The sequence below is a fragment of the Sphingopyxis selenitireducens genome (assembly GCF_051550705.1).
Classification (GTDB): domain Bacteria; phylum Pseudomonadota; class Alphaproteobacteria; order Sphingomonadales; family Sphingomonadaceae; genus Sphingopyxis.
The window spans coordinates 626,859-648,122 of the sequence record NZ_JBPULG010000001.1 but is presented as its reverse complement, the minus strand read 5'-3'; the positions used below and the strand labels follow the sequence as shown (position 1 = coordinate 648,122).

The 21,264-nt window shown below is 65.2% G+C and carries 23 protein-coding genes; 13 read left to right on the top strand and 10 right to left on the bottom strand.

The annotated features are described in order from the left end of the window. Positions 1-21 precede the first annotated feature (21 nt). From ACSYDV_RS03005 to ACSYDV_RS02975, 7 genes are all read left to right on the top strand, one after another. Positions 22-1,191 carry a sterol desaturase family protein gene (locus tag ACSYDV_RS03005; RefSeq protein ID WP_438322257.1) on the top strand — a complete coding sequence of 390 codons (1,170 nt, stop codon included), beginning with the start codon at positions 22-24 and terminating at the stop codon, positions 1,189-1,191. 40 nt (positions 1,192-1,231) lie between these two features. Beyond that, positions 1,232-1,624: a hypothetical protein gene (locus tag ACSYDV_RS03000; protein WP_438322256.1), complete on the top strand. Its 393-nt coding sequence runs from the start codon at positions 1,232-1,234 to the stop codon at positions 1,622-1,624. Between the two features lie 71 nt (positions 1,625-1,695). Beyond that, positions 1,696-3,696, top strand: a complete 2,001-nt coding sequence (locus tag ACSYDV_RS02995; protein ID WP_438322255.1) for a TonB-dependent receptor family protein — start codon at positions 1,696-1,698, stop codon at positions 3,694-3,696. 13 nt (positions 3,697-3,709) lie between these two features. Next, entirely contained in the window at positions 3,710-5,077 is a 1,368-nt protein-coding gene (locus tag ACSYDV_RS02990) for a PepSY-associated TM helix domain-containing protein (RefSeq protein WP_438322254.1), read from the top strand. 32 nt (positions 5,078-5,109) lie between these two features. Continuing rightward, on the top strand, positions 5,110-5,865 hold the full coding sequence (modA, locus tag ACSYDV_RS02985; RefSeq protein ID WP_438322253.1) for a molybdate ABC transporter substrate-binding protein: 756 nt from the start codon (positions 5,110-5,112) through the stop codon (positions 5,863-5,865). Continuing rightward, complete coding sequence (gene modB / locus ACSYDV_RS02980) at positions 5,865-6,560, top strand: molybdate ABC transporter permease subunit (protein ID WP_438322252.1); 696 nt, start codon at positions 5,865-5,867, stop codon at positions 6,558-6,560. Before modA ends, modB begins: the two co-directional genes overlap by 1 nt. Next, positions 6,550-7,170, top strand: coding sequence for a molybdenum ABC transporter ATP-binding protein (locus tag ACSYDV_RS02975; protein ID WP_438322251.1), 621 nt, complete (start codon positions 6,550-6,552; stop codon positions 7,168-7,170). The genes modB and ACSYDV_RS02975 overlap by 11 nt, the downstream gene beginning before the upstream one ends. A 37-nt stretch (positions 7,171-7,207) precedes the next feature. Here the strand turns inward: ACSYDV_RS02975 and ACSYDV_RS02970 are convergent, their stop codons facing one another. Genes ACSYDV_RS02970 through ACSYDV_RS02960 form a run of 3 tightly spaced genes read right to left on the bottom strand, consistent with a single transcriptional unit; the run spans position 7,208 to position 10,471 of the window. Then, complete coding sequence (locus ACSYDV_RS02970) at positions 7,208-8,179, bottom strand: 50S ribosomal protein L11 methyltransferase (protein WP_438322250.1); 972 nt, start codon at positions 8,177-8,179, stop codon at positions 7,208-7,210. Beyond that, complete coding sequence (bla, locus tag ACSYDV_RS02965; protein ID WP_438322249.1) at positions 8,176-9,075, bottom strand: subclass B3 metallo-beta-lactamase; 900 nt, start codon at positions 9,073-9,075, stop codon at positions 8,176-8,178. The genes ACSYDV_RS02970 and bla overlap by 4 nt, the downstream gene beginning before the upstream one ends. A gap of 43 nt (positions 9,076-9,118) precedes the next feature. Next, a complete protein-coding gene (locus ACSYDV_RS02960; protein ID WP_438322248.1) occupies positions 9,119-10,471 on the bottom strand; it encodes a methyl-accepting chemotaxis protein in 1,353 nt (450 codons plus the stop codon). Positions 10,472-10,663: 192 nt separating this feature from the next. Here ACSYDV_RS02960 and ald point away from each other — a divergent pair, with 192 nt between their 5' ends. The 5 genes from ald to sdhA all read left to right on the top strand — a co-directional run bounded on the left by ald (position 10,664) and on the right by sdhA (position 14,848). Then, positions 10,664-11,779 carry an alanine dehydrogenase gene (ald, locus tag ACSYDV_RS02955; RefSeq protein WP_438322247.1) on the top strand — a complete coding sequence of 372 codons (1,116 nt, stop codon included), beginning with the start codon at positions 10,664-10,666 and terminating at the stop codon, positions 11,777-11,779. 23 nt (positions 11,780-11,802) lie between these two features. Beyond that, a complete protein-coding gene (locus tag ACSYDV_RS02950) occupies positions 11,803-12,033 on the top strand; it encodes a hypothetical protein (protein ID WP_438322246.1) in 231 nt (76 codons plus the stop codon). Between the two features lie 186 nt (positions 12,034-12,219). Further along, a complete protein-coding gene (sdhC, locus tag ACSYDV_RS02945; protein ID WP_438322245.1) occupies positions 12,220-12,657 on the top strand; it encodes a succinate dehydrogenase, cytochrome b556 subunit in 438 nt (145 codons plus the stop codon). After that, entirely contained in the window at positions 12,657-13,049 is a 393-nt protein-coding gene (gene sdhD, locus ACSYDV_RS02940) for a succinate dehydrogenase, hydrophobic membrane anchor protein (RefSeq protein ID WP_438322244.1), read from the top strand. Before sdhC ends, sdhD begins: the two co-directional genes overlap by 1 nt. Then, a complete protein-coding gene (gene sdhA / locus ACSYDV_RS02935; protein ID WP_438322243.1) occupies positions 13,046-14,848 on the top strand; it encodes a succinate dehydrogenase flavoprotein subunit in 1,803 nt (600 codons plus the stop codon). Before sdhD ends, sdhA begins: the two co-directional genes overlap by 4 nt. 53 nt (positions 14,849-14,901) lie before the next feature. Here the strand turns inward: sdhA and ACSYDV_RS02930 are convergent, their stop codons facing one another. The 5 genes from ACSYDV_RS02930 to leuC all read right to left on the bottom strand — a co-directional run bounded on the left by ACSYDV_RS02930 (position 14,902) and on the right by leuC (position 18,578). Continuing rightward, complete coding sequence (locus tag ACSYDV_RS02930; RefSeq protein WP_438322242.1) at positions 14,902-15,189, bottom strand: hypothetical protein; 288 nt, start codon at positions 15,187-15,189, stop codon at positions 14,902-14,904. 61 nt (positions 15,190-15,250) lie between these two features. Continuing rightward, entirely contained in the window at positions 15,251-15,514 is a 264-nt protein-coding gene (locus tag ACSYDV_RS02925) for a DUF167 domain-containing protein (RefSeq protein ID WP_438322241.1), read from the bottom strand. 17 nt (positions 15,515-15,531) lie between these two features. After that, entirely contained in the window at positions 15,532-16,527 is a 996-nt protein-coding gene (locus ACSYDV_RS02920; RefSeq protein WP_438322240.1) for an NADPH:quinone oxidoreductase family protein, read from the bottom strand. Positions 16,528-16,551: 24 nt separating this feature from the next. Beyond that, the gene (gene leuD, locus ACSYDV_RS02915; protein WP_438322239.1) at positions 16,552-17,151 is read right to left on the bottom strand and encodes a 3-isopropylmalate dehydratase small subunit; all 600 of its coding nucleotides are present in this window, start codon (positions 17,149-17,151) and stop codon (positions 16,552-16,554) included. Then, on the bottom strand, positions 17,148-18,578 hold the full coding sequence (leuC, locus tag ACSYDV_RS02910) for a 3-isopropylmalate dehydratase large subunit (protein WP_438322238.1): 1,431 nt from the start codon (positions 18,576-18,578) through the stop codon (positions 17,148-17,150). Before leuC ends, leuD begins: the two co-directional genes overlap by 4 nt. A gap of 91 nt (positions 18,579-18,669) precedes the next feature. Here leuC and ACSYDV_RS02905 point away from each other — a divergent pair, with 91 nt between their 5' ends. Next, on the top strand, positions 18,670-19,188 hold the full coding sequence (locus ACSYDV_RS02905; RefSeq protein ID WP_438322237.1) for a sterol desaturase family protein: 519 nt from the start codon (positions 18,670-18,672) through the stop codon (positions 19,186-19,188). Here the strand turns inward: ACSYDV_RS02905 and ACSYDV_RS02900 are convergent. Both ACSYDV_RS02900 and ACSYDV_RS02895 read right to left on the bottom strand, forming a co-directional pair. After that, positions 19,185-19,865 carry a glutathione S-transferase C-terminal domain-containing protein gene (locus ACSYDV_RS02900; RefSeq protein WP_438322236.1) on the bottom strand — a complete coding sequence of 227 codons (681 nt, stop codon included), beginning with the start codon at positions 19,863-19,865 and terminating at the stop codon, positions 19,185-19,187. The genes ACSYDV_RS02905 and ACSYDV_RS02900 overlap by 4 nt on opposite strands. 44 nt (positions 19,866-19,909) lie before the next feature. After that, on the bottom strand, positions 19,910-21,205 hold the full coding sequence (locus ACSYDV_RS02895; protein ID WP_438322235.1) for a serine hydrolase domain-containing protein: 1,296 nt from the start codon (positions 21,203-21,205) through the stop codon (positions 19,910-19,912). Positions 21,206-21,264: the final 59 nt, after the last annotated feature.

The window sequence follows — 21,264 nt, the reverse complement described above, 5'->3', positions numbered from 1 at the left end:
GATCGAGAGGCAAGGGACCACATGGCCAAGCGTGATTATCTTCAGAACCTCATGCGCGACCTCGAATCGCATACCGAGGTGCGGCGGTTCGGCAGCGGCTGGCTCTCGGGCTTTTTCGGACTGCTGTTTGCGATCGCCGGCTTTTTCATGGTCATCGCGCTGCGTTTTCCCGACTGGTTCGCGACCCCCGAACTCGCGATCGTCAAGAATTGGGGCGGGTTTCGAAGCGCCGTCCACCTGACCCTGCTCGCCAGCTATGCGCTGGCACTGCTCAGTCTGCTGCTCCGTCCGCGCAAGGCCCTCGGCGCGACCGCGCTGATGATCGGCCTTGCCGCCGCGCTGATCGGGGGCGCCAATGTCCAGCCTGACGAGACGCAAAGCTGGGGCATTTTCTTCGGGCTCGACTTCTTCGTCGTCAATCTGCTCGTGACCGGATTCATGTTCGCGCCGCTCGAACGCGCTTTTCCGCATCGCCGGAAACAGCGATTGTTCCGCACCGAATGGCGTGAGGATCTGTTCTATTATCTGGTGAGCACGATGTTCGTGCAGGTACTGGGTTTCCTCGCGCTCGCGCCCTCGACGATCATCAATGACAGCACGAGCAACTGGGACGCGTTTCGCGCTGCGGTCGCCAGCCTGCCGTGGCTTGTGCAGTTCGCGATCGTCCTGGTGGCATCGGACATGGCGCAATATTGGTTCCACCGCACCTTCCACCGCTATCCCTTCCTCTGGGGCTTCCATGCGGTGCATCACAGCGCGAAATCGATGGACTGGCTGGCGGGATCGCGGATGCATTTCGTCGAGATCATCCTGTTGCGCTCGATCACCTCGCTGCCGCTTTTCACGCTCGGCTTCGCGCCTTCGGTGATGCAGGCCTATATCGGTTTCGTTTACGTCTGGTCGTCGCTGCTTCACGCCAATGTCGGTGGCAATTTCAACCGGCTGGGCCACTGGATCGCAACCCCGCGTTTCCACCACTGGCACCATGGGCTGGAGCGCGAGGCGTTCGACGTCAATTTCGCGATCCACTTCCCGTGGATCGACAAGATGTTCGGCACCTTTCACCTGCCGAGGGATCGCTGGCCCGAAAATTACGGCATTCCCGAGGATGTTCCGCGCAATTATTGGGGGCAGTTCCTCTATCCGTGGACGCGCACCGGCAAGAAGATCGACGAGACACCGGCCGAGTAGCCGCTTGTCAGTCGCTGGCCGTAAGCATAAGGCACCGCCCGTGAGCCTGCTCGCCGCCTTTCGCCGTCCCGGCATCCTGCTTTTGCTGCCGCTGCTGCTCGCGCTCGCCGCGCGGGTGCTGGTCGCGCCGGGCTGGATGATCGAGAGCGACGCGATGGGCACGATCACCGTGCGCGTCTGTTCGGACCCCGCCAACCCGGGCGGCACGATCACCATCCCGATCGAAAAAGTCGGCGATCATGACGCCGCCGTCAGCGATCAGCATTGTCCGTGGGGCGCGCTCGCCGTCGCACCGATCGTCCCTGTCGCGCCCGTCCTGCCGACCGCGCCGCTGGTTGCCGAGCCGACCCCGGGTTCCGTTCCGACGATCGGCTATGCCCCGGGCGTGGCCTCGCCGCTGCCGCCCAGCACCGGACCACCTGCCTTCGCCTGATCCAGTCTGACCGGCCGTCCGCGCATCTGCGTGGGTCACGGCCCAAATCTGTATCTTCCGAAGGATTACTCATGAATTTGCACGCTTTCCGCGCGGCGCCCTTGCTGGCGCTCGTCTTTTCGTTCGTCCCGGCTGCGTCCCATGCCGAAGAAGCCGACGCGACGATCATCGTCACCGCCCCTGAAATAACCGACGCCGCCGAAGCGCGCGTTGCCCGGACGCCCGGCGGCGCCGATATCGTCCGCCACGACGACTATGCCGACAAGTCGATTGTCAGCCTCCGCGACACGCTCGCCTTCTCGCCCGGCGTCTATCTTCAGCCGCGCTATGGGCAGGAGGTGCGAATTTCGATCCGGGGTTCGGGCCTGTCGCGCGGTTTCCACATGCGCGGTCTGACGCTGCTTCAGGACGGCGTGCCGATCAATCTCGCCGACGACAATGGCGATTTCCAGGAGCTCGAGCCGATCTTCTTCGATCATCTGGAGGTGTATCGCGGCGCCAATGCGCTGCGCTTCGGGTCGGGAACGCTCGGCGGCGCGGTCAATGGTGTGACCCCGACGGGCCGCACCGCACAGGGGATTTACCTGCGCGGCGATGTCGGCAGCTTTGACAGCATCCGGGGTCTGGTTTCTGCCGGCGTTGCGGGCGAGCGCGTCGATGCGTGGGGCGCGGTGAGCGCCGACACCTCGGACGGCGACCGCGACCACGCCAAACGACGCAGCTTTCGCTTCCACGGCAATGTCGGGATGAAATTCAGCGATGTCGTATCGAACCGCCTCTATGTCAGCTTCAACAATATCGACCAGCAGATCCCTGGTGCGCTGACCCGGAGGGACGCGCTGACGATGCCGCGCGTGGCCAATGCGGGGAGCGTTGCGAACGATCATGCGCGCGACGTCGATTCGCTGCGCATCCAGAACCGCACCAGCTTCGACTGGGGCGCGATGAAGCTGGACGTCGGCGGCTTCGTCAACGCCAAGTCGCTTTATCACCCGATCTTCGAGGTGATCGACCAGCAAAGCCTCGATCGCGGCGGCTATTTCCGCCTCGACTATGCCGGCGACCGGGTCGAGGCGACGCTGGGCGGCGAACTGCGCGTCGGCGATATTCGTTCGAAGCGCTTCGCCAATCTCGCGGGCAAGCGCGGTGTGGTGCGGTTCAACGCCGATCAGGATGCACGCACCGCGACGCTCTATGGCGAAGTGCGCCTGCGCCCGGTCGAAACCCTGACGCTTGTGGCGGGCGGCATCTATGCCGACGGTACGCGCAAGCAGGTCATCAACGTCAACGCGGCCGCTCCCGCGCAGGCGGGCACGGTCGGCCGCGCCGATTTCAACGCCTTCTCGCCGAAGGTCGGATTGTTGTTCGAGCCGGCATCCGATGTTCAGATCTACGCCAATTACAGCCGCTCGGTCGAATTTCCGGGCTTCAGCGAACTGGCGCAAATTGCCAGTTTCGTTGCGCTGGACCCGCAGCGCGCGTGGACGGCGGAGATTGGAACGCGCGGGCGGTCCGGGCCGGTGAAGTGGGACCTGACCGCCTATCGATCCGACATTCGTGGCGAGATGCTGCAATATGTCGTCGGGCCTGACATTCCGGCGTCGACCTTCAACGCGAACCGCACCCGGCACGAAGGCGTCGAAGCGGCGCTGGAACTGACAGCCACCGACTGGCTGCGGCTGCGGCAGGTTTACACCTACAGCAACTTCCGCTTTCGCGGCGACGCCAGCTATGGCGACAACCGCTTGCCGGTCGTGCCGCGCCACGTCTATCGCTCCGAACTCCGGATCGGTACCGACGCGCTGCATATCGCTCCGAATCTTGAGTGGATTCCGGACGGCCCCTTCGCCGACTATCATAACCGGGTGAACACCCCCGGCTATGCGCTGATCGGCGTGACCGGCGGTGCACGCGTCGCCGAGGGGGTCGATGCCTTTGTCGATGTTCGCAACATCATGGGCAAAAAGGCGATCGGCGATATCAGCGCCGCGATCGCGGTGACCGATAGTTCGGCGATCTATTATCCGGTCGAGCGGCGCGCCGTGTCGGCGGGCATTCGCGCGCGCTTCTAAAGGGAGGACGGGGATGACCGACACCAACCGGATTCCGCTCTATCGCACGATCTGGCGCTGGCATTTCTATGCCGGACTGTTCGTCATCCCCTTTATCCTGATGCTGTCGGTGACGGGGGCGGCCTATCTGTTCAAGCCGCAGCTCGACCGATGGCAGGAGCGGGCGTGGCACGGACTGCCGGCGGCCGAGCGTGTCGATGCCGATGCGCAGGTCGCGTCGGCGCTCGCCGCCTTCCCGGGCGCGTCATTTCATTATTACAGGTTGCCGGAGGCACCCGGCGATGCCGCGATCGTCCATGTCGGCCTGACAAACGGGGCGATGCGCGACGTCGCCGTGTCGCCGCAGGGAAGGGTGATCGGGTCGGCCAACCCCGACGACCGTATCTCGGCATGGTTGGCGAAGATTCACGGCAGCCTGCTGATCGGCAGGACCGGCAGGATCATCGTCGAACTCGCCGCGAGCTGGGCGATCGTGATGATCCTGACCGGCCTCTATCTTTGGTGGCCGCGCGGGCGCGGGCTGGCCGGGGTGGTGTGGCCGCGGATGATGCTGGGCCGCCGGGCTGCGCTGCGCGACCTCCACGCCGTAACCGGCTTTTGGGTGTCCGGGCTCGCGCTGTTGCTGCTGTTCACCGCCTTGCCCTGGACCGATGTGTGGGCGCAGGGCTTTCGCGCTGTGCGCGCCGAAATGGGCTGGATCTCGGGGACGCAGGACTGGAAGAGCGGGGGTGCCGATCATCATGCGGCGCACGACCATAAGGCCATGGCGAAGGCGATACCTGCGCCGGTTGTCGAGGGGGCGGAGCCGCGCGTCGCGCTCGATCGCATCGTGCTGCGCGCGCAAAATGAAATGCTTCCCGCCCCGGTGATTATTCAGCCCCCGGGTGCGCCGAACATGTTCGGTCCGCCCAACGGCAATCATTGGACGCTGACGACCCAGACGCAGAACCGGCCGCTGGTGCGCAAGGTCAGCTATGATATCGTGACCGGGATTGAAGTGTCGCGCAGCGGTTTCGCCGACAAGCATGTCATCGACCGCATCGTCGGTATCGGCATTGCGTGGCACGAAGGCGCGTTGTTCGGAATCATCAGCCAGCTGATCGGCGTTTTCACCGCGCTGATGTTGATCACGCTCGCGATATCGGGCTTCCTGATGTGGCGCCGCCGCAAGCCGGGCGATACGCTTGGGGCTCCGCCACATTCTCGCGATTCTGCGAAGTTGAAGGGCGTGGCGGCGATCGTCCTGCTGCTCGCGGCGTTGCTGCCGTTGCTGGCGGCGTCCTTGATTTTGCTCTGGATCGTCGATCGGCTGATCCTGCCCCGTCTTCCGCGCGCGGCGCGTTGGCTGGGGATCGGGCCGGGGGTGGCGGCGAAGGCCTAGGCGCGGCGCGGTGTCCATTCTATAGGTTGGCAATGGTCCGCTTTATCCTCGCCCTGTTCGCCCTCCTCCTCACCCCCGCTGCGACGGCGGCGGAACGCGGGCCGCTGGTGATGGCGGCGGCGAGTCTGCAGGAATCGCTCACCGAAGCCGCCGACGCGTGGGCGGCAAAGGGACATCCCAAGCCCGTCATTTCCTTCGCCGCCTCGTCGGCGCTCGCGCGGCAATTGCTCGCGGGGGCGCCTGCCGACCTGTTCCTGTCGGCCGACGAGCCGTGGATGGATGCGGTGGCCAAGGCGGGGTTGCTGCGCGCGAACAGCCGCACGACCCTGCTCGGCAACCGGCTGGTGTTGATCGCGCCGGTTGGCAGCACGGTCAAGCTGACCCCCGCGCGCGGCTTTCCGCTTGCACGCGCGCTCGGAAGCGGGCGGCTCGCGCTCGCCGATCCCGATGCGGTGCCCGCGGGAAAATATGCGAAAGCGGCGCTGACCGCGCTCGGCGTATGGAATGGCGTCGCGGCAAGGGTCGCACCCGCCGAAAATGTCCGCGCCGCGATGGCGCTCGTCGAACGCGGCGCCGCGCCGTTCGGCATCGTTTACGCCACCGACGCGCGGGCGTCGCGCAGCGTCCGTGTTGTCGGCACCTTCCCCGCGTCGAGCCATCCGCCGATCCGCTATCCGGTCGCGCTGCTCAAGGCGTCGCGGCATAAAGACGCTGCGGGCTTCCGGGCCTTCCTGCTGTCGAAGCAAGGGCGCGCCATCTTTGCTCGCCACGGCTTTTCGGCCCCTTGATGCTCTCAGCCGAAGAATGGGGGATCGTCGCGCTGTCGCTGAAGGTCGGCGGCGTCGCGGTGCTGGCGACCTTGCCGCTGGCTTTCGGTCTCGCATGGCTCCTCGCGCGCAAGCGCTTTCCCGGGCGAGTGCTGATCGACGGCCTCGTCCATCTGCCGCTGGTGGTGCCGCCGGTGGTCACCGGCTGGTTGCTGCTCATCGCTTTCGGTCCTTTCGGTCCGGTCGGGCGCTGGCTCGAAACGGCGTTCGGGGTCAGCCTGATGTTCCGCTGGACCGGCGCCGCACTCGCAGCGGCGATCATGGCGCTGCCGCTGATGGTGCGTGCGATGCGGCTTTCGATCGAGGCGATCGACCGCCGGCTCGAGGGCGCGGCACGGACGCTGGGCGCCAGCGCCTGGCACAGCTTCTGGACGATCAGCCTGCCGCTCGCGCTCCCGGGTATTCTCGCGGCGCTCGTTCTCGGCTTCGCGCGCTCGATCGGCGAGTTTGGCGCGACGATCACCTTTGTCTCGAACATCCCCGGCGAAACGCGCACGCTTCCGCTCGCTATCTATTCTGCGCTGCAGGTTCCGGACGGCGAGGCGACGGTTACGCGGCTCGCGCTCTTGTCGGTCGCGCTGTCGCTTGCCGCGCTCGTCGCGTCAGAGTGGCTGGTGCGGCGCGGCCATAGGGGGCAGGATCGCCATGTCCTTTGACGTTGACGTCGAACGCAGGTTGGGCGACCGTCGTATCGGTGCGCGCTTTACGGCGGGGGCCGGGCTGACGGCCCTTTTCGGCCCGTCGGGGGCGGGCAAGACCAGCATTCTGAACATGGTCGCCGGACTGCTCAAGCCCGATCGCGGCCATATCCGGATCGGCGATCGCACCTTGTTCGGCGACGGCGTCGACGTGCCGCCCGAAGCGCGGCGGATCGGCTATGTTTTTCAGGACGGGCGGCTCTTTCCGCACCGCCGCGTCCGCGCGAACCTGCTCTATGGCCATCATCTTGCCGATCCCGGGGATCGCTGGATGGCGCTCGACGAGGCGGTCGAGTTCCTCGGCATCGGCCATCTGCTCGACCGCTGGCCGCACAGCCTGTCGGGGGGCGAGGCGCAGCGCGTCGCGATCGGCCGCGCGCTTTTGCGGGCACCGCAATGCCTGCTGATGGACGAACCGCTGTCGTCGCTCGACGCGGCGCGGCGCGAAGATATCATGACGGTGATCGAGCGGATTCGCGATACGTTGAAACTGCCGATCCTCTATGTCAGCCACGACCGCGCCGAGGTCGACCGGCTGGCAACCGAGGTCATTGCGCTAGACGGCTAAAGTGCCGCCTGAAACCTCGCTTTCGCTCGGCCGCGGATCACCAGCTCCCGAAACTCGCATCCGACGGGCTCGCGCGGTGATAGGCGCGTTCCTTGCGGCGATATCCGTACCGGTGGCGCTTGATCAGCAACAGGCACGGCCACTCGGCACTGCCCCCGCGCGCGACAAGGCGGAAGCCCTGCGCGCGATAAGCGGCGAGGACCGGCTCCATCTGCCGCGCGATCAGCCCGGCGAGGATCGCATGGCCACCTGATGCGGTGACCGCTCCGATGTCGGGCGCCAGCGTGATCAGCGGCCCCGCAAGGATGTTCGCGATCACCAGATCATAGGGCGCGCGATGCCTGATCGCCGGATGGTTGGTTCCCGGCGCGACCGCGAGCGCCAGCCGCCCGCCGCTGCGTCCCAGCGGAACGCCGTTGATCCCCGCATTGTCGCGGGTGACGAAAATGCTGGCGGGGTCGATATCCGACGCGATCGTCTTCGCGCGCGGCCAAAGCGCCATTGCGGCAAAGGCCAGCAGCCCGGTGCCGGTGCCGATGTCGGCGATGTCGCGCGGATTGGTCCCCATGTGCTTCAGCTGGTCTAGCATCGCGAGACAGCCTGCGGTCGTATCGTGGCCGCCGGTGCCGAACGCCTGGCTCGCATCGATCAGGAAGGATGTGCTGCCCGCCGGAACGCGGTCGGCAAAGCTGCTCGTGTGGACGAAAAACCGCCCCGCCTGCACCGGTTCGAGCCCCTGCTGGCTCAGCGTCACCCAATCCTCTTCGGGCAATTCCGCGACCTTGGGCTTCAAGCCCCTGGCGCTCGCGACCAGCGATACCAGCGTCTTGAGCAATTCGGCACTTGGCTTGTCGTCGACATAGGCATCGACCTGCCATTCGTCGCGATCTTCATTGAGTTCGTGCGTCACGACGACGGGTGCCTGCGCCAGTGCGTCGAGCGCCGGCACATCGCCGCTCAGTGCCTCGGCTTCGGCGCGGGTGCAGGGGAGGGAGACGATCCAGCTCATCGTTTTTCTCCGGCTTCCTTGGCGAGGCGTGTGTCCAGACGGTCGCGTGCGCTTTGGGCATAGCTGCGGCACGCTCCCGGATCGGCGATCGGAGCGTCGCCCGCCAGCCGCGCGAACAGGTCGCTCGCGCCCGGGTGCGGGGTGATCAATATGTCGCAGGGCAGGGCAGGCACCTTGTCGAGCGTTGCGCGCAGCACTGCGACATATTCGGGGTGGTCGGCAAAACGATAGCCGTCGGCGGACACCGCGCTCAGGCTGTCGACATAGGCGATGGTGTGGCAGTCGGTGCCTTCGCAGCTTTTCCACGTCCAGCTGGTTCCGCCCGGTGTGTGCCCGGGGGTCGCGTGGAGGGTCAGTTCGATGTCGGCGATGGGCAAGGTTTCGCCGTCGCGCAGTTCGCCCGAAACCGTGACGCCCCTGAACGAGGGAATGCCGCCGCGCTGCGGGTCGGTCGCGTCGGGTTCGCCGCTGGTCAGTGCGGCAACAGCCTCGCGGCGCGCGATAACCCTGGCCCCGGTCGCGTCCTGCAACCCCTTCAACCCGCCGACGTGGTCGAGATGCTCGTGGCTCGCGAGCAGATAGGCGATCTTTTTCGGATCGAAGCCGAGCGCGCGAATATTGGCGAGGATCGCAGGCGCGGCTTCCTCGGTCGCGGCGTCGATCAGGACCAGCCCGCCCGGCGCGTCGATCAGGACGGCGGAAATGCCGCAGGTGCCGACATAATAGCTGTTGCCGAAAATCTTCGCGGGCGGTGCGGCGTCGCTCCAGCCGTCGCGGTCCTTGCAGGCGGCGGCGAGCGCCTTTCCAGTCGGCGCCGGGGCGGGGGAGGCCGCGGTTGTTTGCGGCGCGCAGCCGGCAAGCGCGAGCGCGGCGAAGAAGGCGATTCTGGTGGACATCCTCCCGCCTTAGGCAGGGGGACGGGGCTTGCCAAGCCGCCGATCAGGCGACCCGGCGGCTGAACTCGCTCGCGGCCTTTTCCAGCGACTGAAGGCGCTGGCCCATCTTGCCGAATTCGGCGCTCAGCGTGCTGATCTCACCCGCGACCATCCCCGAATCATTGCGGATGCTCGCGATCGTCGACGACATGGAATCGGCGGCGAGCGCGGTTTCGTCGACGGCTGCGGTAATCGAGGTGACCGTCTGCGCCTGCGCGTCCATCGCGTCGCGGATGCGCTGCGCCGACTGCTGGACCTCGATGATCGTCGCCTGGATCGACTGGTTGGCGCTGACCGATCCGCGCGTTGCCTGCTGGATCGCGGTGATCTTGCCCGCGATATCGTCGGTCGCGCGGGCGGTTTCGTTGGCGAGGCTCTTCACTTCCTGCGCGACGACGGCAAAGCCGCGTCCCGAATCGCCAGCGCGCGCCGCCTCGATGGTGGCGTTGAGGGCGAGGAGGTTGGTTTGCCCCGCAATCTCGCGGATCAGGCCCAGGATCGACTCGATCGATTCGGCGTGGTGCGACAGGGTTGCGGACATGGCGACGGCTTCGCCAGCCTGTTCGGAGGCGCGGGTCGCGACGCTGGCCGATGCTTCGACTTCGCTGCGCGCATCCTCGATCGCACGGATCAGGCCCGCCGCGGTCGAGGCAGCTTCGCGCATCGCCATCGCCGACTGTTCGGAAGCGGCGGCAACTTCGCTCGTCTTGGCGATCATGCCTTTCGCCGCCTGATCGGCCGAAGCTGCCTGTCTGGCAAGCTGCTGGCGCACCCCGTCGCTGTCTTGGACGAGCGAGGCGATCGAGCGGTCGAAATCGCCCGCCAGCGCCTGACGGTCGCTCGAAATGGCGGCGCGATCGAGCTTTTCGGCATAACGCTGCATGATATCGACCTCTAGGATCGAGAGGCGATTGATCGCGCTGGTCAACCGCGCGATGCGCGGCCCGTCGCCGGCACAGGCTTCGACGATATATTCGATCGTCAGTCGCTGGCTTTCGGCGAGGCACGACAGGACCGATGCAAGCGGCACTTTGACGCGGCGCGCCATATGGGTGTTCTGGCAGGCGATCGTCGCGACTTCCTGCCCCGCCGGATCGGAATATTTGGCGGCGGCATGGCGCGCGCTGCCCCGAATATAGGAGGCGAGCAATTCGCCGTCGACCCGGCGCTCAATGGTGGGCAGCGCGTTGAAGGCATCCCAATAGGCCCTGCCGATCGCTTCTTCGCGTCCGGCGACGATCGCATGAATTTCGGCGGCGTTCGCAGCGAGCTGTCCGTCGAGATCGTATAAAGGAAAACGATCAGCCATCGGCACCGGATCGATTTGCTGCCTGTGAATCGGATTTTCCTTCACCATGATCCTGTTCCCTTGGACGATCTTTTGCGACGCGCGGGTCTGTGCCCGCATTTTGCGGACGGATTGACCGGTCGGATATGGAGCGCCGATAGTAAAAGCGTCGTTAACCAGCGGGTGAATTTTCACGCGGTGCTATACAGTCGATGATGCGCGCGGCTATTGTCGCGCAAGAACCGGACTGGAGAGCGGCAGATGATCATCGGCACCCCCAAGGAAATCAAAAATCACGAATATCGCGTCGGGCTGACCCCCGAAAGCGTTCGCGAACTCCATGCCCACGGGCACCGCGTGCTGGTGCAGACTGGCGCGGGCGAGGGGATTGGCGCGCACGACCGCTATTATGTCGAGGCGGGCGCCGAAATCGTCGGGACGGCCGAAGAGATTTTCGCGGCCTGTGACATGGTGGTGAAGGTCAAGGAGCCCCAGCCCGCCGAACGCGCGATGCTGCGCGAAGGGCAGATCCTCTACACCTATCTCCACCTCGCCCCCGACCCCGACCAGACTCGTGACCTGATGGCATCGGGTGCGGTGTGCATCGCCTATGAAACCGTCACCAGCCCGCACGGCGGCCTGCCTTTGCTCAAGCCAATGAGTCAGGTCGCGGGTCGCATGTCGATCCAGGCCGGCGCAACCGCGCTTGAAAAGGCGCATGGCGGGCGCGGGGTGCTGCTCGGCGGCGTCCCGGGCGTCGCACCGGGTAAGGTGTGCATCATCGGCGGCGGCGTCGTCGGCTTCAATGCGGCACAGATGGCTGCAGGCTTGGGCGCCGACGTCACGATCCTCGACCGCGATCCCGAAGTCCTCGAACGCGTCGGCACCTTCTTCGAAGCGCGCGCGAAAACCCGCTTTTCGAACCGGGCCAACCTCGCCGAATGCGTGGCGGAGGCTGACCTCGTTATCGGTGCGGTGCTGATCCCGGGGGCCGAGGCTCCGAAGCTCGTCACGCGCGACATGCTGAAGACGATGCAGGCGGGATCGGTGCTCGTCGACGTCGCGATCGATCAGGGCGGCTGTTTCGAAACCAGCCATGCGACCACCCACGCCGAGCCGACCTATGTCGTCGACGGCATCGTCCATTATGCGGTCGCCAACATGCCCGGCGGCGTCGCGCGGACCAGCACCTATGCCCTCAACAATGTCACCCTGCCGCATGCGCTGCGCATCGCCGATCTGGGGTGGAAAGACGCTTTGAAACGCGACATGCATCTTGCGCAGGGTTTGAACGTTTGGAATGGTAAGGTGACGTTCGAAGCCGTAGCGGAAGCGGTCGGAACCGATTATGTGCCTGTCGAACAGGCGCTCGTCTGATAAAAGAGGATGCAGAACAGACAATGACCGACCAAAATGACCCCCTCCCCGGGCAGGAAGACGAGCACGAGGAAAATGAGGTTCTGCGCGCTGCGCGCGAGCGCCAGCAGCAGAAAGACGCCGCGGACGCCGCCGAGGCCGAAGCCAAGGCGGGCAAGCGCGGCCGCGGTTGGAAAACCGCCGCTGCCGGGATAGGCATCGGATCGGCTGCGGTGCTTGCCGCGCTGCTCTACGCGAACCGCGACAAGAAATAGGCGCGAAATCCCCGGCGCCGGCATTGCGAAAGCAGAGCGCGTCGCCGGGTCCGGCCCCGGCCGATGACGCCCCCGGCCTTTGTATGGCGACGGGGCGTATATTTTGTGCCCTAAGCAATTGCATATCGCGGCTACGGCGCTAAACCGGCGCCCATCGACCGATGAGAGTCACAAAACGGGGCTGATATGGCTGGCAAAGAAACGAGCGGACGACCGCGCGCACCGCATTTGCAGGTGTATAAATGGGGGCCGCACATGACGGTCTCGATCCTTCATCGCGTCAGCGGTGACGGCCTCGCCATCGTTGGCGCGTGCATGTTCCTCTGGTGGCTCGGCGCGCTTGCTGCGGGTCCGGACGCCTATGCGGCCTTTGTCGCCTGCGTCTGGCACGACCCCGCCGGCGGCGCCTTTCATCAGGTGACCAATATCCTTGGCAAGATCGTGCTGGTCGGCCTGACCTGGGCCTTTTTCCAGCATCTCTTCTCCGGGCTGCGCCATTTCGTGCTCGACACGGGGGCAGGCTATGAGCTCAAGACAAACAAGCTCTGGTCGACCGTCGTGATGATCAGCGGTGTCCTCGCGACAGCCGCGACCTGGCTCTATATCCTCGCAGGGGCACTCTGATGGGCAACGGAACGCATCTTGGAAAAGTTCGCGGGCTCGGCGCGTCGGGCCATGGTTCGCACCATTGGCTGCAGCAGCGGCTGACCGCGCTCGCCAATATCCTGCTCGTCGGCTTTCTGTTCGTCTCGCTGGTCCGGTTGCCGCTGGGTGATCATGCCGCGGTGCTGCGCTGGGCTGCAAACCCGACCGTCGCGCTCGCGCTGATGCTGATGGTGGTCAGCGTATTCTGGCACCTTCGACTTGGCCTGACAGTGCTGATCGAGGATTATGCCCATGGCGAAGCGGCGCGTCTGTTCGCGCTGGTCGTCCTGAATTTCTACGCGATCGGCGGCGCGGCTTATGGCCTGTTCGCGATCGCCCGTATCGCCTTTGGCGGGGGAGCGCCGGCATGAGCGACGCCTACAAGATTATCGACCATATCTATGACACCGTCGTCGTCGGCGCTGGTGGTTCGGGCCTGCGCGCCACGATGGGCAGCGCCGAAGCCGGGCTGAAAACCGCCTGCATCACCAAGGTGTTTCCGACGCGCAGCCACACCGTCGCGGCGCAGGGCGGCATCGCCGCCAGCCTTGGCAATAATTCGCCCGACCATTGGCAATGGCATATGTACGACACCGTCAAGGGTTCCGACTGGCTCGGCGACCAGGACGCGATCGAATATATGGTGCGCGAAGCCCCGCAGGCTGTCTACGAACTCGAACATGCCGGCGTGCCGTTCAGCCGCAATCAGGACGGCACCATCTATCAGCGCCCGTTCGGCGGCCATATGCAGAATATGGGCGAAGGTCCCCCGGTGCAGCGCACCTGCGCCGCCGCCGACCGCACCGGCCACGCGATGCTCCACGCGCTCTATCAGCAGTCGCTGAAATATGACGCCGACTTCTTCGTCGAATATTTCGCGCTCGACCTGATCATGGACAATGGCGTGTGCCGCGGCGTGATCGCCATGTGCCTTGAGGATGGCAGCATCCACCGCTTCCGTTCGCAGGCCGTCGTGCTCGCGACCGGCGGTTACGGCCGCTGCTATTTCACCGCGACCTCGGCGCACACCTGCACCGGCGATGGCGGCGGCATGGTGCTGCGCGCCGGCCTGCCTTTGCAGGACATGGAATTCGTTCAGTTCCACCCGACCGGCATCTATGGCGCGGGCGTTCTCATCACCGAGGGCGCGCGCGGCGAGGGCGGTTACCTCACCAATTCGGAAGGCGAGCGTTTCATGGAACGCTATGCCCCGTCGGCGAAGGATCTGGCGTCGCGCGACGTCGTGTCGCGTTCGATGGCGCTCGAAATCCGCGAAGGCCGCGGCGTTGGTCCGCACAATGACCATATCTACCTGCATCTCGACCATATCGATCCTGCGGTGCTCGCCGAGCGCCTGCCGGGGATTACCGAGAGCGGAAAGATTTTCGCGGGCGTCGATCTGACGCGCCAGCCTTTGCCGGTCGTGCCGACGGTCCATTACAATATGGGCGGCATTCCCTGTAACTATCATGGCGAAGTCGTGACGCTCGGCAAGGACGGTCCCGACACCGTGGTCCCCGGCCTGTTCGCGGTCGGCGAAGCGGCGTGCGTGTCGGTCCATGGCGCCAACCGCCTCGGCTCGAACAGCCTGATCGATCTGGTCGTCTTCGGCCGCGCAACGGGCCATCGCCTCCGCGATATCGTCAAGCCCGGCGCGGCGCAGGCGCCGATGCCGAAGGACAGCGCCGACCTCGCGCTCGGCCGCCTCGACCATTTCCGCCACGCCAATGGCGGCTCGCCGACGGCCGAAGTCCGCGTCGAGATGCAGCGCGCGATGTCGCAGCACGCGGCGGTGTTCCGCACCGACGAGCTGATGGCCGAAGGCAAGGAAAAGCTCGCGAAAACCTATGCCCGGATGCAGGACATCGGCGTGACTGATCGCAGCCTGATCTGGAACACCGACCTCATTGAAACGCTCGAGCTCGACAATCTGATCGCGCAGGCGACGGTGACGATGCATTCGGCATTTAACCGCAAGGAAAGCCGCGGCGCCCACGCGCATGAGGATTTCCCGAACCGCGACGATCCGAACTGGATGAAGCACACGATCAGCTGGTTCGACGGCTGGGGCGGAAAGGGCGGTGGCGTGAAGCTCGATTACCGTCCGGTCCACGAATATACGCTGTCCGACGACGTCGAATATATCAAGCCGAAGGCGCGCGTTTACTGATCAGGACAGGCAGGTCGCCCCGGCTACGGCCGGGGCGGCACCTTGGCACCCCGTCAAAACCAGTGTTCGAACGGGTTGATCTCGGCGAAGGGATGCTCGGCATTCTGGCTCATCAGCCATAGCCTCTGGCATGCGATACTGAAAAATATGAGCGCGAGCGTCCAGACGATGATCGTCTTGATGAGGATCCAGCGGCGTTCGTCGGCAGCCGCCTTGGCGCGCGCCTTATGATCGATGCCCAGCTCGCCTTCGAATTCGGCAACCAGCTGCGCGCGGCGGGTACGCGAAATATTCGCGATGCTGACATCGCCATTTTGACGCTTCGAACGGCGAATTGCCATTGTTCTAACCTTGGCCCAACTAGTCCTGCATCGTGCATAGCGCCGAGCCCCTGACAAAGCGTTAACCGGAATTCGCGATCCCGATCAGCTTGATTCGCGCCGTAGCTCCGCGCAGCAGCGTCAGGTCGCGGCGCGGCCGGTCCAGCGCCGCGGCGAGCAGCCGCAGCACCGCGTCATTTGCCTCGCCATCGGCGGGCGGCGCGGTGACCCTCAGCTGGACGGCGCCATCGGCGATCGCCACCGCGTCGCGGCTCGCACCGGGCGTCACCCGCACCTCCAGCCGGCCGGTCGGCGCTGCCAGATCGTGCAGCGCCGCCGTCAGCACCAGGTCGGGGCGATATTTCAGATGGTGATGACCAGCTTGCCGACCGCGCTGCGGTCCTCAAGCTTCGCGATCGCCCTGCCGCCGTCGGCCAGCGCGAACGTCTCTGTCACCCGCGGGCTGATCTTGCCCTGCTCCCACAGCTGGAACAGCCGCGCGATATTGGCGCGGTTGCGCTCGGGTTCGCGTGCGGCAAAGGCGCCCCAGAAGACACCGGCAACGTCGCAGCTTTTCAGCAAGGTCAGGTTGAGCGGCAGGCGCGGGATGCCGGCGGGGAAGCCGACGACCAGATAGCGGCCCTCCCACGCGATCGAGCGCAGCGCGGGCTCGCAATAATCGCCGCCCACGGCATCATAGATGACGTTGGCGCCATCGCGGCCGACCGCCGCCTTGAACTGTTCGGCGAGCGCCTTTGATGCGTCCTTATCGAACGGTGCATGGCCATAGACGACGACTTCGTCCGCCCCGGCCTGACGCGCGATATCGCCCTTGGCTTCGCTCGACACGCCGGCGACGACGCGCGCGCCCATCGCCTTGCCGAGCTCGACGGCGGCGATCCCGACCCCGCCCGAAGCGCCGAGGACGAGCAGGGTTTCGCCTTCCTTCAGGTGGCCGCGGTCGTCGAGCGCGTGGATGCTGGTGCCATAGGTCATCAACAGCGATGCGCCCTCGGCAAAGTCGCGGCCCTCGGGCAGCGGATAGGCGTTGTTGACCGATACGGCGACCGCTTCGGCCATGCCGCTGTTGCCGCACGCCGCGATCACGCGGTCGCCGGTCTTGAACGCGGTCACGCCTTCACCGACCTCGGCGACGATGCCGGCGATCTCGCCGCCCGGTGCGAAGGGGCGCTGCGGCTTGAACTGATATTTGTCCTGGATGATCAGCACGTCGGGATAATTGACCGCGCAGGCCTTCACATCGACGACGATCTGGCCCGCTCCTGCGACCGGGCGCGGAAGCTCGCCGATCTCAAGCGTTTCGGGGCCGCCGGTTTGCGTCGACAAGAGAGCCTTCATCATCTTCTCCTTTTGATTGCTGTATCAGCTTTCGATCGTCGCGGGCTGAAGCCACGACTGTGTCTTTGCGATCTTCGCTTCATAGGCGCCGATCGCTGCATCGCTTTTTTCGGTCAGCGAAATCTCGTCGAGCCCGCCGAGCAGGCACATTTTACGAAACGGGTCTATTTCGAAGGCGAAACGGTCCTGGAACGGGGTCGTCACTGTCTGGGTGTCGAGGTCGACATGCACCGGATCGGTCTTCGCGACCTCCATCAACCGGTCGATCGCCGATTGGGGAAGCACGACGGGCAGGATGCCGTTCTTGACCGCATTGCCCGAGAAAATGTCCGAATAGGAGGGTGCGATGACGACGCGGATGCCAAGGTCGCCGAGCGCCCATGCCGCATGTTCGCGGCTCGACCCGCAACCGAAATTGTCGCCCGCGATCAGGATCGGCGCGCCCTTATATTCGGCGCTGTCGAAAAGATTGTCGGGATCGGCGCGCAGGCTTTCGAAGGCACCCTTGCCCATGCCCTCGCGGCTGACGGTCTTCAGCCAGTGCGCGGGGATGATGACGTCGGTGTCGACATTTTTGAGGCCTAGCGGGATCGCGCGGCCTTCGACTTTTTCGATCGGGGTCATGCCATCAACTCCCGCACATCGGTGAGCTTTCCGGTGACCGCCGCCGCCGCCGCCATCGCAGGCGACACCAGATGGGTGCGTGCGCCGGGCCCCTGACGGCCGACGAAATTACGGTTGCTCGTGCTGGCGCAGCGTTCGCCCGCGGGCACCTTGTCGGGGTTCATCGCGAGGCAGGCCGAACAGCCCGGCTCGCGCCATTCGAGGCCGGCGTCGGTGAAGATGCGGTCCAGCCCTTCGGCTTCGGCCTGCGCCTTCACCAGTCCCGAACCGGGGACGACGATCGCCCATTTGACATTGTCGGCCTTGTGACGGCCTTTGATCACGGCCGCAGCCGCGCGCAGATCCTCGATGCGGCTGTTGGTGCAACTGCCGATGAAGATATTCTCGACCGGAACTTCGCTCATCGGGGTGCCGGGGGTCAGGCCCATATAGGCTAGCGACTTTTCGGCAGCGGCCTGCTTCGACGGGTCGGCGAAGCTCGCGGGATCGGGGACGGTGCCGGTGATCGGCACGACATCCTCGGGACTGGTGCCCCAGGTCACGCTCGGCGCGATGTCGGCGGCATCGATGATGACCGTCTTGTCATAGGTCGCGCCGGGATCGGTGGCGATGCTCTTCCAATAGGCGACCGCCGCGTCCCAATCGGCACCTTTGGGCGCATAGGGGCGACCCTTCAGATAAGCGAAGGTCGTCTCGTCGGGCGCGATCAGCCCTGCGCGCGCGCCGCCTTCGATCGCCATATTGCTGACGGTCAGGCGGCCTTCGACCGACAGGGCGCGGATCGCGCTGCCGGTATATTCGATGACATGGCCGGTGCCGCCCGCAGCGCCGATGGTCCCGGTGATGTGGAGGATGATGTCCTTGGCGCTGACGCCGGGGCCGACTTCGCCCTCGACGCGCACTTCCATCGTCTTTGCGGGCTGGAGCAGCAGGGTCTGCGTCGCGAGCACATGCTCGACTTCGCTCGTTCCGATGCCGAACGCTAGCGCGCCGATGCCGCCGTGGCATGCGGTATGGCTGTCGCCGCAGACGATTGTCGTTCCGGGGAGCGAAAAGCCCTGCTCGGGCCCGACGACATGGACGATGCCCTGTTCGGGCGCAAAGGCGTCGATATAGCGGATGCCATATTCGGGCGCGTTCTTTTCAAGCGCCGCCAACTGCGCCGCGCTTTCGGTGTCGGTGATCGGCAGCTTGTTGCCCGCCGCATCCTTGCGCGCGGTCGTCGGCAGATTGTGATCGGGAACCGCCAGCGTCAGGTCGGGACGGCGCACCGTCCGTCCGTTCGCACGTAGTCCGGCGAACGCCTGCGGGCTGGTGACTTCATGGACGAGGTGGCGGTCGATGAAGATCAGAGCGGTTCCGTCGGGGCGCTGTTCGACAACATGCGCGTCCCAGATTTTCTCATACAGGGTGCGGGGCTGGGTCATGGGGATCACTTAAGCCTGTGCGACAACAATGCAAGCGAGTGGGACACGAAAACGCAATTTTCGGTCGCGCCAGTTCGTGTATAACCACCGCATGTCATCCGCCGCCATCTTAGCACTCGTCATCGCCACCATCCTCGCGATGGAGGTCGTCGCCTGGGCGAGCCACAAATATATCATGCACGGTTTCGGCTGGGCCTGGCATCGCGATCATCATGAACCGCATAGCAAGCGACTGGAAAAGAACGATCTGTTCGGGATTTTCGGCGCCGCGATGAGCATTTCGATGTTCGCGATCGGCAGCCCGATGATCCGGGGCGCGGCGGCGTGGGAGCCGGGGACGTGGATCGGGCTTGGCATCCTCTTCTACGGCATCATCTATACGCTGGTGCATGACGGGCTGGTCCACCAGCGTTATTTTCATTGGGTGCCGCGCCGGGGCTACGCAAAACGGCTGGTGCAGGCGCACAAACTCCACCACGCGACGATCGGCAAAGAGGGTGGGGTCAGTTTTGGCTTCGTCTTTGCGCGCGATCCGGCAAAGCTGAAGAGCGAATTGAAGGCGCAGCGCGAAGCCGGGATTGCGGTGGTGCGTGAGGCGTTGGTCGACTAGCCCGCCCGATAATCCGCGATGATCGCCCCGCAGGCACGCAATTCTTCCTCATGCCCCGCCTCGCGCCAGCTTTCGGCGAGCGCCTGCCGTTCCCATTCCAGCATCGCGGGATGCGCAAGAATATGGTCGACCCAAGCCTGTCCCGCGCCGACGTTGAGACCATAGGTGCGGATGCGAAAGGCCACCGGGGCGAAAAAGGCGTCGGCTGCGGTAAAGCTGTCACCCGCAAGAAATGGCCCGCCAAAGCGGGCGAGTCCTTCTTCGAACAATTCGCGCAGGCGCGCGACATTGGCCGTGAGCGCGTCGGACATCGGCTTGGGCGTTACGCGGACCCCGACATTCATCGTGCAGTCGTTACGGAGCGCCGAAAAGCCACTGTGCATCTCTGCCGCGGCGCATTGCGCCCAGGCGCGGGCGTCGGGGTCGGTGGGCCAGACGCCGTCGTGCCGGTCGGCGAGATAGAGGGTGATGCCGAGTGAGTCGTAAATCGTCCGCCCGTCATGCAGTAGCGCCGGCACCTGTCCGGTCGGCGAGAAGCTGCGGAAATCATCATAATTGGCGGGCTTGGTGAAAGGCTCGATCCGGTCCTCGAACGCGATGCCAAGCCCCATCATCAACGCCCACGGACGCAGCGACCAGCTTGAGTAATTGCGGTTGGCAGTGATCAACACATACATGCTTCGCGCTCCTTTGGGTGATGGGTGTCCCACGCAATCCGAAATCAGGGTGTCGGGACCGGCCCGTTCCTATCCTGAGCAACCGAAATGGTCCGGGCGGCGGTGCCCGGTTGCGGCGGCAGTTCGCTGAGGTCGAGCCAGCGCGCGTCTTCGCGCTTGTGATAGCTGTCGATCGCCGCGAACGGGATGCGGAATGGAAATCCCCAATCGCTGTTCCACAGGGCAACGACGCCGGTCCGCGTCGCCGGTTCGAAAATCATTGTCGCGCGATAACCCTCGACTGCGCCCGAATGGCCTTCGAGCCTGTGGCCGGCGTAGGTAAAGTTTCGCCAGCCGAGGCCATAGCTCGCCTCGCTGATGGCCTGGCGCAAGGGGCCGCCATAGAGCCGCGCCGTGCCGACGCGCGAATGATGGGCAAGCTGCAGCACCGGGGCTGGCAAGACGTCCGGCCGGGCGCCCATCATCGCCTGCATCCATGTGGCGAAATCGACGATATCGCTTTCGACCCCTGCGGCGGCAGGAACGCGCCAATAGGCTTCCTTGATCGGGCGAACCTGCGCACCGCGGTGCGGCTTTGCCCAGTCTTTGGCGCCCGTCAGCCGGGCCATGCCATATCCTGCGCTGACCATGCCCAGCGGGAGGAAAAATCGATCTTCGACCGAGTTCGGGAAAGGCTTGTTCGCGGCCGCACCCAATATCTCGCTCGCGGCATCGAAGGCGATGTTCTGATAGGTGTGGCAGGTGCCGGGCTCGCATTGCAGGGGGGCGGCGGCAAGGCCTCCGCGCAGCAGCGCAGGGTTCTGTCCTTCCTCCAGCTTCTCGTCATAGGCGTTTTTGGTGAGGCCGGTGCGCTGGGCGAGCACGTCTTCCAACGTCACCCGCGCCTCGGCGCCACCGGGCAGGCGCAGCGTCGTGTGCGAGTCGGCGACCGGACGGGTAAGGTCGACGGTGCCATCATTGGCCAGCGCCGCCGCCAATACGCCGGTCGCGGTTTTGGAAACCGAGGCCCAGCGGAACAACGTATGCGCCGTCACCGGCGCTCCGGTCGAACTGTCGGCGACGCCATAGGTGCGCACGAAGCGCAATTCGCCGTCTTCGACCACCGCCACCGCCAGCCCCGCCATTTCGGGTCGCCGCGAGAGGTCGGACAATTGCCTGTCGAGCGCCTGATAATCGATCCGGCCGCGCCATTCAGCAGGCGTGTCGGGCAGGTTTTCAGCGGCCCTTAACGGGATCAGGACGCTCGCAAGCCGGTGCTTCCCGCCAAAGGCGTGGAGGCCGAACCAGCCCGCCGACCCCAGCGCGACGATAGCGATTAGAAGAAGGTAAACGCGCTTCATGGACCCGTGATCAGACTGCGACCTCATTATCGTCGCCGTCTTAGCCGCGACTTCCTCCG